The sequence below is a fragment of the bacterium genome (genome assembly GCA_016708315.1).
In the GTDB taxonomy this organism is placed as follows: domain Bacteria; phylum Zixibacteria; class MSB-5A5; order CAIYYT01; family CAIYYT01; genus JADJGC01.
Genome location: JADJGC010000015.1, coordinates 38,705 through 54,182, shown reverse-complemented (window position 1 = coordinate 54,182; position 15,478 = coordinate 38,705). Strand labels below are relative to the sequence as shown.

Annotated in this window: 11 protein-coding genes; 5 read left to right on the top strand and 6 right to left on the bottom strand. The window is 50.9% G+C overall.

Going from position 1 to position 15,478, the window contains the following annotated elements:
• Positions 1-5: 5 nt before the first annotated feature.
• From IPH59_11400 to IPH59_11385, 4 genes are all read right to left on the bottom strand, one after another.
• Complete coding sequence (locus IPH59_11400; protein ID MBK7092304.1) at positions 6-416, bottom strand: FKBP-type peptidyl-prolyl cis-trans isomerase; 411 nt, start codon at positions 414-416, stop codon at positions 6-8.
• A gap of 33 nt (positions 417-449) precedes the next feature.
• Positions 450-968 carry an FKBP-type peptidyl-prolyl cis-trans isomerase gene (locus IPH59_11395; GenBank protein MBK7092303.1) on the bottom strand — a complete coding sequence of 173 codons (519 nt, stop codon included), beginning with the start codon at positions 966-968 and terminating at the stop codon, positions 450-452.
• 104 nt (positions 969-1,072) lie between these two features.
• Positions 1,073-2,959, bottom strand: coding sequence for a glycosyltransferase family 39 protein (locus tag IPH59_11390; GenBank protein MBK7092302.1), 1,887 nt, complete (start codon positions 2,957-2,959; stop codon positions 1,073-1,075).
• Between the two features lie 96 nt (positions 2,960-3,055).
• Positions 3,056-4,108, bottom strand: coding sequence for a type III polyketide synthase (locus IPH59_11385; protein MBK7092301.1), 1,053 nt, complete (start codon positions 4,106-4,108; stop codon positions 3,056-3,058).
• A 146-nt stretch (positions 4,109-4,254) separates the two neighbouring features.
• On the opposite strand from IPH59_11385, the gene IPH59_11380 reads away from it, so the two are divergent.
• Together IPH59_11380 and IPH59_11375 are read left to right on the top strand one after the other, a co-directional pair.
• A complete protein-coding gene (locus IPH59_11380) occupies positions 4,255-4,854 on the top strand; it encodes a DinB family protein (GenBank protein ID MBK7092300.1) in 600 nt (199 codons plus the stop codon).
• A 69-nt stretch (positions 4,855-4,923) separates the two neighbouring features.
• Complete coding sequence (locus tag IPH59_11375) at positions 4,924-5,448, top strand: GNAT family N-acetyltransferase (protein ID MBK7092299.1); 525 nt, start codon at positions 4,924-4,926, stop codon at positions 5,446-5,448.
• Positions 5,449-5,462: 14 nt separating this feature from the next.
• On the opposite strand, the gene IPH59_11370 is transcribed toward IPH59_11375, so the two are convergent.
• A complete protein-coding gene (locus IPH59_11370) occupies positions 5,463-6,974 on the bottom strand; it encodes an HDOD domain-containing protein (GenBank protein MBK7092298.1) in 1,512 nt (503 codons plus the stop codon).
• Complete coding sequence (locus IPH59_11365; protein MBK7092297.1) at positions 6,975-7,844, bottom strand: HDOD domain-containing protein; 870 nt, start codon at positions 7,842-7,844, stop codon at positions 6,975-6,977.
• Positions 7,845-8,597: 753 nt separating this feature from the next.
• Here IPH59_11365 and IPH59_11360 point away from each other — a divergent pair.
• The 3 genes from IPH59_11360 to IPH59_11350 all read left to right on the top strand — a co-directional run bounded on the left by IPH59_11360 (position 8,598) and on the right by IPH59_11350 (position 15,461).
• The gene (locus tag IPH59_11360) at positions 8,598-9,542 is read left to right on the top strand and encodes a dockerin type I repeat-containing protein (protein MBK7092296.1); all 945 of its coding nucleotides are present in this window, start codon (positions 8,598-8,600) and stop codon (positions 9,540-9,542) included.
• A gap of 342 nt (positions 9,543-9,884) precedes the next feature.
• Positions 9,885-12,557, top strand: a complete 2,673-nt coding sequence (locus tag IPH59_11355; GenBank protein ID MBK7092295.1) for a T9SS type A sorting domain-containing protein — start codon at positions 9,885-9,887, stop codon at positions 12,555-12,557.
• Between the two features lie 504 nt (positions 12,558-13,061).
• Positions 13,062-15,461, top strand: a complete 2,400-nt coding sequence (locus tag IPH59_11350) for a T9SS type A sorting domain-containing protein (protein MBK7092294.1) — start codon at positions 13,062-13,064, stop codon at positions 15,459-15,461.
• Positions 15,462-15,478: the final 17 nt, after the last annotated feature.

The window sequence follows — 15,478 nt, the reverse complement described above, 5'->3', positions numbered from 1 at the left end:
ACTGATCAGCTAATGCCGATCAGTTCCACCTCGAAGATCAATGTCGCATCTGGTGGAATGACGTTCCCGGCGCCTTGACGTCCATAGCCTAATTCAGCCGGAATTATCAGTTTTCTGGTCCCGCCGATTTTCATCGAAGCGACGCCTTCATCCCAACCCTTAATCACTCGTCCCTTGCCGATAGGAAATTCGAATGTCTGACCGCGATCCTTGGAGCTGTCGAACTTCTTGCCGTTTTCGAGCCAGCCGGTGTAATGGACCTCGACCAGCTGGCCGGTCTTTGGAGATGCGCCGGTACCTTCTTTGATTTCGACGAACTTCAGCCCGCTGGGCAGTGTGATCGCGTTTTCTTCTGTCATGATTCTCTTTCTCCCAAACAATCCCATAATTTCATCTTTATCCGACCAGAAACTCATTTGGTCTCTGGTAGTAGCTGCACTCTATCGAATCTACCGAATCCCCAGCAGTTCAACTTCGAAAACGATTGTCGCATTAGGCGGTACACCGGCCGGGTGACCTTTATCAGCGTATGCGAGTTCTGCGGGAATAATGAACTTGCGGGTCCCGCCAATCTTCATTGATGAAATGCCTTCATCCCAACCTTTAATAACTTGACCAACGCCAATTGCGAATTCAAACGGCGCACCATTGGTTCTCGAACTGCTAAAGATCTTGCCGTCGAGAAGGGTGCCAACATAATGAACCGTAACCCTCTGTCCCTTTTGCGGACTGCCGCCGGTGCCGGGCTTGATTTCAATGTATTTCAAGCCGCTGGTGGTGACAATGGTGTCGCCAGCCATGAGGAGGGTTGGTCTCCCCTTGTTAGAAACTTTTGCCGGTTCCGGTTTGATAATTTTCGGTTCGGCTGCCTGGCTGGAGTCTGCCTTTTTCTCTGCCTGTGCTGCAACTGATACTATCAATGCAAGCGCAGTCGTGAACAGTAGAATACGATTAAGCAAGAAACGCATCAAAATCCTCCATTTGGCAAATCTAACGGTAACGCAGTTACTACGAGTTTATACAAATCTGGGCGGTAAATCAATTCATGAATGACGGAGATTGTCTGAATCTTCTACGGAGCGACCGACTGCTGCCTGTTTCGAAGCATTAGCTGCAAGTTGAGCGCATCCTTGTCGGCAGGGTTTTCTTGGAGTGCGGATTCGAGGTAGCCTTGGGCGGTTTCGAGCTGACCCAATTCAAATGCTGAATGCGCGGCCCAGAAGTTGAACTTGTCCATTGGCATTCCCGACTTTAACACAGTTTGAAAGTAAGAAAGGGCGCGCTCGTAGTCTCTGCGATCGTAGTAAATGCGCGCGAGTACAGACTTTGTCTGAATCGCGTCAGGAGCGAGTTCCTCGGCGCGATGAAGCACGGCCAAAGCCTGCTCCAATTGACCGCTCTTGACATAAAGGCTGCCCAGCAATTGGAACGCCGTCGCGTTGTCGTCGGCGATTTTGATCGCTTCCCGCAACTGGTCGACTGCTTCAGGATAGCGTTCCTGAGTCGCCAAGGCGCCGCCAAGCAAAGCATGGTACATGGAACGGTTTTGTCGGCTCGAGATTTCGAATGGCGGGTTGAGAGCAAAAACCAGCAAGGCAAGAGCGGCGCTATAGGCAGCCACGCGGCGCCACGATTTTGAACGGATCCAATTGTATAGCTCAATGCCGCAGAATACCGCGATTATAATCATGATCGGTAGAAATGGCTGTCGAAACCGCGAACTTACGAAAAAGAGCGCGATAGTTGCGGCTTGGGATGCAACGAAGAATAATAGTAACCAGCGCTTGTCTCGTTGTATTAGTAGCATCACTGAGCCAACCAGAAAGAGCGGGGCTACAATACCAAATGGGAAGTTGATCCCTTTTTGCCAAATAGAGAGTGCGTAGAGCTGTGAGTACTCCCGAGGCGCCAGTGGATTGGTGTTGTTGAATAGCTCTTCGCCGCAGAATAAGTAATACGACTTTCTTACGAATAACCCGATAGCATCGGCCGGATGCGAAGTCACGAATTGCATGCCTTGATCGAACCAATAGTCCGAGACTTCGGCAGAGGTCAGTTCGCGGCGGAGCTTTGTCTTTGCGATAAACTGCGAAGCTGACCAGATGTGGTCCTCGTAGCGATTCAAGGGCGTTTGTCCGAACGGGAATGAGACAGTCTGTCCGTCTGCATTTTGATTGTTGCCAATGAAGAAATTGGCGCCGCCCTGTGAAGATATCATCACCAAATCGGGCTCAATCATGTAGTTGCGTATCGTGACCGGCAGAATGACTATTGCCATTGGAACAACTACCCAAATCATCTTGGTCGCGATACTCTTCCAATTTTGTTTTCTCTCCAATAGCCACAACCACAGTGGAAGAACCAACACATAAGAGAGTATCGTGGGTCGACTCAGAGCTGCCAGGCCAAGTACGATTCCTGCTATGGCGAGAGCAACGTTGGTGCGATTTTTTTGATACCGACTGAGGCAATACACAGCGGCTGTGAAGGTGAAGACTTCAAGGGCTGTTGGCATAAGCGAAAGCTCGAAGAAATACAACGTCGGATAGAGAGCAGTGCATATTCCGGCGATTCGCGCTACTCGGCGACCAAAGTGGATATTCGCGATTAAGTATGTAAGTACAACGGTGCCGATACCGAGCAATGCGTGGAAGACTTGAATTGCCGCACTCTCAAGCCCGAAGAGCTTGTAAGTGATAGCGAGAATGTATGGAAACAATGGCGCCCGGAAGAACACTTCGCTACCCCAGAAGTTCGAATTGGCAATCTCAGCCGCCAGAAGATGATAAACTCTGGAATCGAGGAATAGCAGACCGCGGAATGGGTCATCAGTCGTCTGCAAAGCAAAAACGATCCGCACACACGCCGCAAGAGCGATTATACCAAGCAGCCAGTACGTGTCAGTCTTAGAGGCACTGGTTTCAGGGACAGTATTGCGTTTGTTTTTTGAGCTCTTCAATCTTTTGTCCGGTGTTATCTTTGCCTCAAGGCATATTCATCTGCCTACAGTATAAGGGATTATAGAATTTTGGGGAGGATGATTGTTTGTGAGCCGTCAGAATTTTAGCAACAGATTCTCAGCGCAGAAACCTGGACCGAGAGCAGACATCAAGCCGAGTTTTCCGGTGCCAAGATCGAATCTGCGCAAGTGCTCTTCCAAGACGAAAAGTACGGAAACTGCAGACATGTTTCCGTAGCGACGAAGGACGTCACGACAAACATCCAATGCACCGTTTTCGGTTTGAAGCGCCTTTTCATAGGCCTCGATCACCTTGGCGCCGCCGGGATGGAATATCAGATAGTCAATGTCAGCGAAATCCAAAGAATGGTCCTGTAAGAATGATTCGATGTTCTGTCGCGCCTTGGTTTCGACAATGTGGGGGATGCTTTGACTGAAGACTACCTGCAATCCGGAGTTCATCAGATTCCAACCCATGATGTCGAGCGAATCTGGCCAGAAGGTCGAGCGAGTGCCGACTATCTCGACTCCGGGTGCTGATACTTCGTCGCCGGTCAGAAGGACCGCCGAGGCGCCCTCGCCAAACAGCGCAGTTGCGACGAAGTTGCTGCGGCTATAATCGTTTTGTTGGAATGTCAGTCCGCAGAGTTCAACCGCGACCAAGAGGACCCTCTCGCGAGGATGTCCGAGCAGATAGTGATAGGCTTGCGAGATACCGGCAGCTCCACCGGCGCAACCAAGTCCCCAGACCGGCGTTCGGCGAATGTCGCTGCGCATTCCCAGTAGATTAATGAGACGGGCATCAATCGAGGGTGTCGCCAACCCGGTGGTAGAGACAAAGATGATGTAATCGACGTCCTTGGGCGTAATGCCGGCGGCTTCGAGACATCGGGTGGAGCAGTCGACGCCGAGCGCATTGCAGGAATCGATATAGACTTGATTTTTGTCCTCGAAGCTCTTTTCTTCGCGGTACCAGTCGATTGGAACGGAAAAATAGCGCTCGTCAATCTCGGCGTTTTTGAATACTTCGAGCAGTTTATCAATTGGCAGGGAAGAGCCGGTGAATCGTGCTTTCACGAATTCGCGAATTTGACTTTGTGTGAGACGATGCGGCGGGAGGGCGCAACCGACAGATTGAATTTTTGGCATAGTTCTAAGATTCTTCCTCTGATGTTGTACGTACAACTCTCAGAGTTCGCGTGATGAATCGACTTTTCGGCACCAATGCAAGAGGATTGCGTCAAAGTCATTAATCGATTAACATCTGAACCATAATCAATCAAAATAGGAGAGTTATGACGAAACGAGAACTGAAGTATCCATCCGGTTATGATGCGAAATCGCAATCCACAATATCGCTTTTCGCGGCACAACTTGATGATCAGCTTTTATTGCTCAAGGAGTCTGTTGCCAAGCTAACAGTGCCGCAGCTAGAGTGGCAGCCCCAGAGGGGTATGAACACAATCGGCATGTTACTTGCCCATCTGGCGGTAGTTGAAGTGTTCTGGATCAATGTCGCTTCCAAGGAGATTCCGTCGGAACCGGATGGAGATGAAATCGAACTCAAGATAATCGGAATCAGAATGGACGATGATGGACTGCCTATCCCGCCGGACGGTCTTCATCCGGCTACACTATCCGGTAAGTCGGTTGAGGAATACTTTACCATGCTCGACAAAGCCCGAGCGGCTATTCACGAAGAGATGCAGACGTGGCGCGACTCCGAGTTGGAGGGCACTTTCACTCGTAAGCGCGGCGACAAGGAGATTCAGATTACGCGCTCGTGGACTCTGTATCATTTGGTCGAGCATTTTGCCGGACATTTTGGGCAGATACTGCTATTGAAGCACATGATGCGCAGTGCCGGTGTTCTTGAAACGCAAGCCAAAGACTGAGTAGTGTTGTGCGACGTCGAAACCTGTGATTGTTGTTGCATCTGACATTCGCAATATGAATCGTTAGTTATGGTTGATGGGGAGTTCGTTCGTACCGGCACGAAATGTGGTCTTCGCCGTGTCCGCGATAAAGACGCTGAGCCTTTCTATCGCTGGTATTGCGACGGTCGCGTTCAGGTACACTTAGCGAATCCCTGGTGGAACCCCAAGATCGACTTTGATGCTTACCGGCTTTTCCGGTTTTCATTGTATCTCGTACCCAGCGAGTTCAGCGGCGTCTTGACAATATGTACTTTGGAAGGCCAGCCGATTGGATTGGTCAATTACTTCGATATCGATGACGAGAACCATGCCTGCGAGGTTGGCATCATAATCGGCGAGGTCGATCTATGGCGCCACGGTTATGCATTGGAATCTCTCCGTTTACTGCTTGATTATCTGGCAGGTGAGCACGAAATACGCGTCGTGCAAGCGCGGATTCTGAAAGAAAATGTGGCTTCACAGGAGTTGTTCACAAGAGCCGGATTCGTAATGACCGGCACGAGCAGCGAGCAGGATTTCGAATTCTTTGATTATCAGTATTCGGTTATCTAAACCAGACAGCAGGACTATTTAAAGACGGTGTTAAGCAACGTCGTGACCTGTTTTCCCTGTAGGTCCAAGACCTGCCTTTTCAGGCGCAGTCGTTCTATTGCGACAGAAGCCTGACTGATGAGGCTGGCGATAGACAAGAGCCGGTCGTCATCGACCGGTTCGGCTGGATCAGGATTGTTGATCACCATGACGATTTCGACGTCTTCACCAATCACCATCGGCAGAGTCGCAAAAGCGCAGCAACCGATTTGAACGCGCTCTTCTTCCAAAAAAGTGTCTTTGTAGAGATCTGAAGTTGAATCAAGAATGTTCTGGATGGCACATTCTGCGACTGTTCTTCCAATTACGCCTTCGCCAAGCGGAAGAATCATGTCGTATACGGCCTGTTGAGAATTCACACCAAAACCGAGAATACCGCGCGCTACTTTGGCTTCGCGATCGATGCCCAGAAGAATCGCGCGACCGATGCCCATTCCCCGGAAAACCTCTTCGAGAGTCGTCTGGAAGATTTCGTCCTCGCTGGTAGCTTGTCGAATTGCTTCGCCGGCTTCCTTGATTATCGCCAGTTCGCGATTGCGTTCATTTAGCTGCTGGACCAATTCAGCCGATTCGTGGTCGATGTTGCGGCTGACGATTTCGGTGCGGTTGGAATCCGGCGGCTTAAGCGAGATTTCGAGTTCGTTGGCGATTTCCGGTATAACTCCCGGCGCGATTTCGAGGATTTTGGTCACCATCTCTTCCGTCGTGCCCGCCAAGTCGGATGCGGATTTGCAGAGCTGGCGGCGCCTGTCTTCATCGGTCTGGAAGATCACGTCAAATGCCATATCGCTTAGATAGATGTAGTCAACCAGCGGGTTGTTGCTTCTTTGACGCGAGGGCAGTCCGCGTCGATGGTGCTCCATTATCGGTTTTGCCAACAATGGCGGTAGATTCCATCTGCGTGCAAGCCAGCCGCCGACCTCGCAGTGGTCGATGGCGAAGACCGACTTCTCGGCAGCAATCTGCTCTTCACCGCGCTCGATTTTTTTCATGACGATATCATATTCTTCGGGGAAAGCGACAGCCAAGATGGCGACGCCGATATTGTGCATGAACCCGGCAATGAAAGCCTCTTCGGGGGTTTTGTAGTGCGATGCCGAAGCAAAGAGCTTCGCTATGACACCGGTCGACAGAGAGTGGCTCCAAAAACGGCGGAAGTCAAATTTGTGATGCGAGAACTTGCCCATTGCATCGAAGAGCGCCAGCGAGATCACTACATTCTGGACCGTCCGGAATCCCATCAGGGTGATCGCCTGAGTGATGGTCGATACCCGGCTGGCATATTCGGCGTAAAAGGCTGAGTTGGCGATCTTGAGAATCTTGGAAGTTAAGGAATGATCGGAGAGAATGATATTCGCGAGGTCCGCAACGGACGAGCGCGGGTTTTCCGAAATCTCCCGCACACGGATGATGATTTGCGGAATTGACGGCATCCCCTCAAATTCTTCGATACGCCTCAGCGTCTCGTGTCTTCCGATCAGCGTCACTTAATTGTCCTCAAATAGATGTTTCTCTTCTTCAAAGCGGCTCTTTAGGTCTTCGGTCATGGCTTGAATGGTTTCGGAGTCCATCGCATATTGCTCTGCGAATGGATGGCGTGCGAGGCAATCAACTGCCGGTTCGGCAAACCCTCCGGAGATCTGTTTCGAGAGTTGGTTGCTAAATCCCACTACGTCTCCGATACTGGCAGATTCGGAATCAGATTGATTTCGCATCTCGTGGTGATATTGGACACCATCAATCAGTTCTTTAGGGAAGTTCCATTTCTTCAGCACGGTCGCACCGACGAGGGTGTGGTCGAAGCCCAGCTTCTCGAGTTCTATTGTCTGGAATCCGCGGCCCGATCTTTCGACTTCCTTTACGATGTTGTCATACACCGCCATCAGTTTCTGGCCGAGGATAATCTTGCCGATATCGTGAAGCAGTCCGGCAATGAAGATCTCTTCTATGCGCGGATGGTGGATATGCCGCGCCACAAGTCTGCTCGCCATTCCGCTGGCAAGCGAATGTGACCATAGCTTCTCGCTAAATGGGACATTGTCTTTCCTATGATAGATAGTGTGCGTCGAGGAGGCGATCACCATCGAGCGAAGGGTATAGAACCCTAATATGAGGATAGCTTCCTTTATAGAAGAGACTGATCGTGAGCGTCCATAGAATGATGAATTGGACAACTTGAGAACTTTGGCAGTCAATGCGGGATCAGCAGCCAATACCGTACCGAGATCTTCGACAGACGCGTTAAGGTCTGCAGTCATTCCCATGATTGTGCTGACGATTGCCGGGGAAGCCGGCAACTCTCCAATTGTCATGGTGATTTTGTCGAGCATGGAATGCTGGACTACGGCTATCGGCATACGGCTTCTCTATCCGTTAAAGAGTTATCCTATAATAAGATATCGGAAGTTGCCCGATTCGCTTGATACCTTATAATGTCGCATTCAAAATTAACTCGCGTTTTTTCTTGCAAAGGATGGAACTGGAGTGTTTATTCTCGGTTAGAACATTTGGCCGAAGTAGGGTGTAGTCCCAAATTTGAGTTTCCTGCCCCCCTCTCAGATTTGGCACCTGTCGCTTCGGCCTTTTTTTGTCTGCTAAGCTGGCTTGAGGGAGGCGAAAGTGGCCCTCATCGACTCTAATCGCCACAATTTTGGTTTGAAAACGAAGATTCCGATGTGAAACACCGTTTCGAGCTGATCAATTTTAGTTCCAAAAAAGTGCGGAATTCGCCAAAATCATGTTGACATCACAGGGTACTACGTGTATATTCCCGCTGAAGTGAACACAAGGTCTTAACCTTAAACCGTCTTACTCAAAGAAATTTTAGCCAATTCGAATCATCGCGGACAAAACAGCGATTTACTATTTCTCGAATCACGAGTTGGTAGGATTCGGCTCTTTACTACAAATTAGCACTTTACTCTTAGTATCGCCCGGTTCTCTCATTTGGCGATGTTATTGATGTGGAACGTTTCAGTAGGTTCTTACCGGAAAACACAAGACAAGAAAGACTGCGAATAACGCGACGGAGACTGTACAGAGGCCAAACAGCTACCGATTAACTAATGTAACGGTTTAGTAGTTTCTTACACAGGCAAGGAGGTTGCTTGATGGCCAGGAAATGGCGTTATTTCTCAATCGCACTGATCGTTGTCACAACGGTTGCGATTTCGGTTTCGGTGGGCAAAAAAGCTGAGACCGCTCCCAACGCTCTTGAGTTGGTGTGCCAGGTAGCATCGGTTACCACGGCGCTATCCAACAACTCAATAACGATTCCGGTTAATGTGTCCAACATCACTGATTCCATTGCAGGCTTCCAGTTGTGGATCAACATTTCGGAACCATCGTTAGTGAAGTTTAAGTCTGATTCGATCCGCTTCCCGGGTACGGACAGCGCAATTTACTTTGCGAAGTTCGACACCGTCGGCACCCGAATCAAAGGGTGGGAGTACATTCAGGCGCGAATCCTTGACGGCCCGGTCGGGGCTCTCATAAACATTATTGGCACCGCCGACAATGGAGGAGCGCCAATCAAGCCGCCGCTCAATCCCGGATCAGGAACATTCCTACGGCTTTTCGCCGAAACCAAGGGCGCATTGGGCGACTCGATTTGCGACAGCGCAACGGTCACCTTTGTCGTCAATCGCTCACAAACTCGATTCTCTGATCAACATGGCGATCTGATCGCCTATGCTTGTTCGACCTATATGGACACGACATTCCTGAATTGTGCCCAGTCTATTGGAGATTCTTGCATTAGCTGGTTTGACACGGTCGAGACAGAGCGCAACACGTGCTGGCTCGATACGACCGCCGGTTTCCTGCTTGATGGCACAATGGCCTTCGAGTGCTGCCTGTGCGGTGACGCCAATAATAGCGGCGGATTCAGTATTTCCGACGCCGTGTTCATTATCGCACACATCTTTGGCGGCGGCCCGGCACCGGTTCAGGCGTGTCTTGGCGATGCCAATGGAAGCGGCGGAATCAGTATTTCTGACGCTGTGTTCCTGATTTCGCACATTTTCGGCGGTGGTCCAGCGCCACACTGCCCGTAGCGAAGGTACTTAACAGGGATTTAACCTGAACCTTAATCAGGCGCAATAGTGGATATCGAGATTCAAACATTCGTTGAGAATGAAATGAGAATAGAAACTGAAGAAATTTTGAGAGTGAAAGGAGGTGAGAACGAGTTTAGGAGAAGAGGCTTAAACGTTCAGCCACCATTGAGCTTGCCAGATTCAGTCATTGCGTACGGTCTCTGGGAAGATCATCCCCGCGCAAAAGAGCTTTGCATTGTCAAAGACACTTTTCGCGACTCACTTGGGGAGCAACAAAGTTTAGGGTAAGAGTTAACCCTAAATTACTAATCGTTTCAGCAACCAATATAGGAGCAAGAAATGAAACGCATTTGTTTACTTCTTACTTCGTTTATGCTTCTTCTGACTGGTGCTCTTTTCGCCCAACCTGGCGACATGTCAGTCGGTCTCAACCTCGGTGCAGATGTTCTGTACGTTGGCGAGAACAACCAGTTACTTGAGTACTCCATTACCAACGCTCAGCCGTTGGCAGCAGCTACACTCGGTTTTGGATTTAGCTCCACAGCCGGTGCTTTCAGCTTTAATACCGGTCACACAGGCGCCTTCGGCTCCCGTCCGGCCGTCAATCCGGTTTTGGCAATTGTTGATGCTTCCGCCGCAGCAGGTGGCACTTACTGGGACAACACCTATGCCCCAGGTAACGCATTTGCAGTTTCCAACCTTCCGAACTTCATCCTTCTTGGCGGCGTTGCCAATGATCCGACCACTTTCCTGCCGGCTCATGCAACCTCCACCAAGATTTGGACCATGTCAATCAACGGAACCAGCCTTGTTGCCACAGTTGGCGGCTTCTGCGTAGATAACATCTTCGTAGCTCCGGCCGGTACCTGGACGTTTGACATTGGTGGTACCTCGTTCCCGCCGACCTTCCAAGGTCAGGCTAATACGTCGGAAGGCGTTCCGGATGCTCCGGCCGTTTGCTTCGACGTTATCATTCGTCCGTGTCTGCCGGTGACCATCACCGCAGATCCGGGTGCAGCGGTCAACAAGAACCACTGCTCCGCTTACACGTTTGATTTTGATGCCACCACGGCCGCAGTCGGCTTGGATGGAGTTATCACCTGGACCACCACCGCTGGTACGATCAATGCGTCGACCGGTCAGCTTTCCGTTCCGGCTCTTGCCGCTTGCGGAAGCACCGATGTCACCGTGACTGCTACCAATGGTTGCTCCAGCAGCGATAACCATGCTTTCACGATTACCTGGACCAACAACGCTCCGACCATCACGGCTTGCCCGGCTGCTCAGAAAGTTGGAAAAGGAAATCAGTACAGCTTCGACTTCAATTCAGTTGATGCCGATCCTTGCGACGCAGCTGTTTGGACAGTCGTAGCTCTTGATCCGGTTGTGAACGCCCCGTCGATCAGCGGCACCGGCCTTCTCACCTGGTTGAGCGATGTTACCGAAGGCGCTACCACGAAGAACTTCACGATTACCGTGACGGATCCTTGCGGTGGTTCAGCTACCTGTAACTTGGCGGTTGAAGTCCTCGACGTTCAGCCGCTCGTAATTAAGATCGAAAAGACTCACAACACCATTCAGGGTCAGTTTGAGTACGTTTCGATTTCGAAAGTTGGCGGCTCCGATGCCATGGGCGGTTTTGATTTCTTAATCGCTTACGATGCGTCAGCCCTTAGCTTCTTCTCAGCCGAACTTGGCGCCGCCCTCGGCCCGCTTGGTTGTGGATGGGAATATTTCACCTATCGTTACGGCGCGCAGGGTAACTGCGGTGGACCGTGCCCGAGTGGTTTGCTTCGCGTAGTCGCGATTGCTGATGCCAACAACGGCGCCAACCATCCGTCCTGCTTCTCCGTCGCGAATGGTACCGAACTCGTCAGCCTTAAGTTCTATGTAACGAACGACCGTACCTACGAATGCCAGTACGTCCCGATCCGCTTCGCGTGGATTGATTGCGGCGACAACGGCATTTCGAACGTAGCTGGTGATACCCTTTGGATCTCGAGCCAGGTATTTGATTTCGAAAATACCGATCCGCTTACCGATCCGGCCTATGACATCACCGACATGAGCTGCTACTTTGCTATCGCCTACGGCGGTGCTTGCAGCGCTTGCGACGTTTCGATGAAGTACGAACCCGTTCGTTTCATCCTGTTCTGGAACGGCGGTGTTGATATCGTTTGCGCCGACTCAATCGACGCTCCTGGCGATCTCAACTTGAACGGTATCGCGTATGAAATCGCAGACGCAGTATTGTACACGAACTACTTCCTGTATGGTCTGTCCGCTCTTGATTCCAACCCGCAGTACCGCGAAGCCCAGATTGCGGCTTCCGATGCCAACCAGGACGGTACCGTCCTTTCGGTCGGCGACCTTGTTTACTTGCTCCGCGTAGTTGTTGGCGATGCCCTTCCGTTCCCGAAGCTTGCCCCGTTTGCCAATACGGTCAACGTCAAGCTTGCTAACGGCGTGGTTTCGACCGACGCGTCGGTTGAAGTTGGTGCCGTGTATGCCACGTTCAAAGCGAACGGTGCCTACACCCTTACCAACAATTCCGATATGGTCCTGCTTAGTGCCGAGAACGAAGGTCTTGTGAAGGTCCTGGTTTATGCCGGTCTTGAAAACATGACCAACCGTCTCGAAGCTGGCAGCAACAACCTGTTCACGATCGACGGTAACGTTGAACTTGTGAACGTGGAAGTTGCCGACTATAACGGCAGCATGCTGAACACCCGCATCAACAAGAATGTCCTGCCGACGGAATACAAGCTGTCGCAGAACACTCCGAATCCGTTCAACCCGACCACGAAGATCGGTCTGGATCTGCCGACCGCTTCTGATTGGAACCTGAGCATTTACAACGTAGCTGGTCAGCTTGTGAAGAGCTTCGACGGCCGCGGCGTTGGCAATGTTGTTGTTGAATGGGATGCGGCGAATGCAGCTAGCGGTATCTACTTCTACAAGGCTACCGCCGGTTCATTCACTGACACCAAGAAGATGGTCCTGATGAAGTAATTTCGTCAGATTATCTTATCTGATTGGATATGGGGAGAGTAAAATCTCCCCATATCTTAAGAGCGAAATGGTACGAGAGGAGGAATAAAAAGTAATTTTCTAACGGTTTACGGACAGGGCGATTAGTGAGATGCTTGGCACTAATGCGACTTAACAGTTCGTATGCCAGGCCATTTTTGTTTTAAGGAACTAGTTGGACCGTTAGAGATGATTGCAGAACGTTGCACACACAATTTGAGAAATATGCAATCCTGCGCTACCACGCCGCATGATGAATTAGCTCTCGAATGTACTTCACGGATGACTCTACGACGCTACTTCAATATAAGTGACTTATTAGCAGCCGTTTACGAAACGGCGTATGATCGAGATTGGAAAATGCTCCTACGGGAAGAATGGAAAACGTCAAGGCCTGCCTTGGCATGTCCGTTGCAATGTTTACATCGGAATATGCCCAAGGACTCATTATGCCAAATTGGCAGAACTGACAGAGGTCACGGACTTATGAGACATTTCGCTGTTACTCTGGTTCTGATACTGGCGTTTGGAGCAACTTCATTGTTCGCGCAGGTTGACGACTTTGGAGCGCTCGATTCCATTCTGATCAGCCAAGTTACCACCTCACCGGGCTCTTCATTCTCACTCAGCGTAACGATGTTCAATGATGAGAACATTGCCGGACTTGCAGTCCCGCTTTACTACTCCAAGGATTATCTCGTTTTCGATTCGATTAGCTTTGTTGGATCTGCAGTACAGAATTGGGGATTCCGTGGCGGTACGCATGATGTTGCCGGGGCAACAATTCTCATTGGGGCAGTCGCCATCGGCGATGCGCCGGTTCTTGCCGGAAGACGCAAGCTTGCCGAATTGCATTTCCACGTTCGCTCAGACATTTCTGCCGACGTCACCACGCTGATTGACTCAGCGTTCGTGCCGCCGGCAGGGTCGTTTGAGCTGAATACATCAATCGCATCGATTATCCGTCCGGCATTCAAAGCCGGCAAGGTTACAATCTCGACGGTTAATCAACCGCCGGTTTTTGATCCGATCGCAGCACGCACTGTCAACGAAGGCGAGCTGGTGAATCTCACCGTCCGTGCTTCTGATCCTGAAAGAGCGGCGACCAAACTTCATGCCGGTCGTCTTTGCCCGGGAGCGAAGTTTGCGGATAACGGCAACGGCACCGGGTTATTGACCTGGCAGGTGCCTTACGTTGGCGAAGGTTCGGCCACCAGCGGGGCAGTTTCGATTGTGGTTGTTGCGAGTGATGGCGATATCAACAGCAGTTTAGAGATTAAATTCAATGTTGTGAACCGCAATCGCCTTCCGGAGATAACGGTTGGATCCAACATTGTCGGCGGTGCGGGCGACACGCTCTATGTGCCGTTTGCGGCCAGCGATCCGGATTTTGAGGCTGTCAGCTTCAGTGCCAGTGGTCTTCCAACAGGTGCAGCATTGAGTGCAGGAAATCCGGGCTATGTCGTCTGGGCTTCTGACATTGCGGACTCCGGAGATTATAGCTTCACACTCAATGCCACGGATGCTACCGGCGGGGTTGCCTCGCGTCAGGTTGGTTTCCGACTTCTGCCCAACATGCCGATTGAACTGGCAATCAGTGAAGAGCAAGCTTTCTCCGGCGAACACGTCACGGTTTCGTTGAATTTGCATAACCGTGTTGCGGTATCGGGATATGAAGTGTTGATCGGATACGACCGGACTTTGTTGACACTTGTATCTGCAGTGAAGACCGGGACCAGAATCGAATCGTGGTCGCAGTTTAATGTGTCTACGACTTCTGACGGCAAGGTTATCCTTAGCGCCAAGTCGAACGCGTCGAACCCGGCCACTAATCCGCTGGCGATTGGAAATGGCGAAGTCGCGAAAATTACCTTCCAGATTTCTTCCGACCTTTCATTCGCAGGTTTCCATTCGACGCTTACTTATGCGACGATAAATCCGTTATCCAATAGCGAGAATATTGCCTATGACGTCAGCGGCGCGGTGATTCCGCGCGCACAGACACTCTACGCAAATGGCGGTATTCTGGTTCAGCGGTACGAAGGGTTGATTGGTGATATCAATCTTAACGGTGTGCCGTTTGAAATCGGCGACGTTGTTTACTTCACCAACTATTTCATGGATCCGGTCCGATATCCACTGACCGGCCCGCGTTTGCAGAATAGCGACATCAACCAGGATGGGACTCCGGCGACGCTGGCTGACCTGATCAGACTGATTCAGATTTTTACCGGCGGCGGCAACAAAGTCAATACTCCGACGAACGGCAACGCTATCAGCTACAAGCTCTCGTCTGCGAATAGTGAATGGAGTTACACGCTTTCGAATCGGGCCGAATTTGCGGCTGCGTTATTCGTGCTTGAAGTCCAGAGTGACCGGGACTACCAGTTCCTTTCAACGGAGAATCTCGCCGCATTTGAAGTATCGATGCATCAAGACGGCGAGTACTTGCGTGTACTTCTGCACGAAAAGAATGGCCGCAATGCTTCGGTCGATGCCGGTGATTTAATCCGGCTCGACGGCGAATTTGCCGTCGTCTCCCAGCAGTTTGTCGATCATGTCGGTGATGACGTACCGGTTGGATTGGACCGGGCGACAACGCTTCCGACCAGTTTTGAGTTGCTTCAGAATTATCCGAATCCGTTTAATCCCGAGACTTCGATTTCATTCGATATTCCGAGATCCGGCCATGTAACGCTGGAGATCATCAATATACTCGGCGCGACTGTTGCGACGCCGATCAATGGAACTTTGGCAGCGGGTCGCCACACGGTGGCGTTTCGCGGTGTAACTCCGGAAGGTTCTCCTTTACCATCGGGAATCTACTTCTACCGGATGCGTTCAGAGCAGTTTGAATCAACCCGCAAGATGGTCTTGCTGAAGTGAGGGTCCGGGAAATGTTT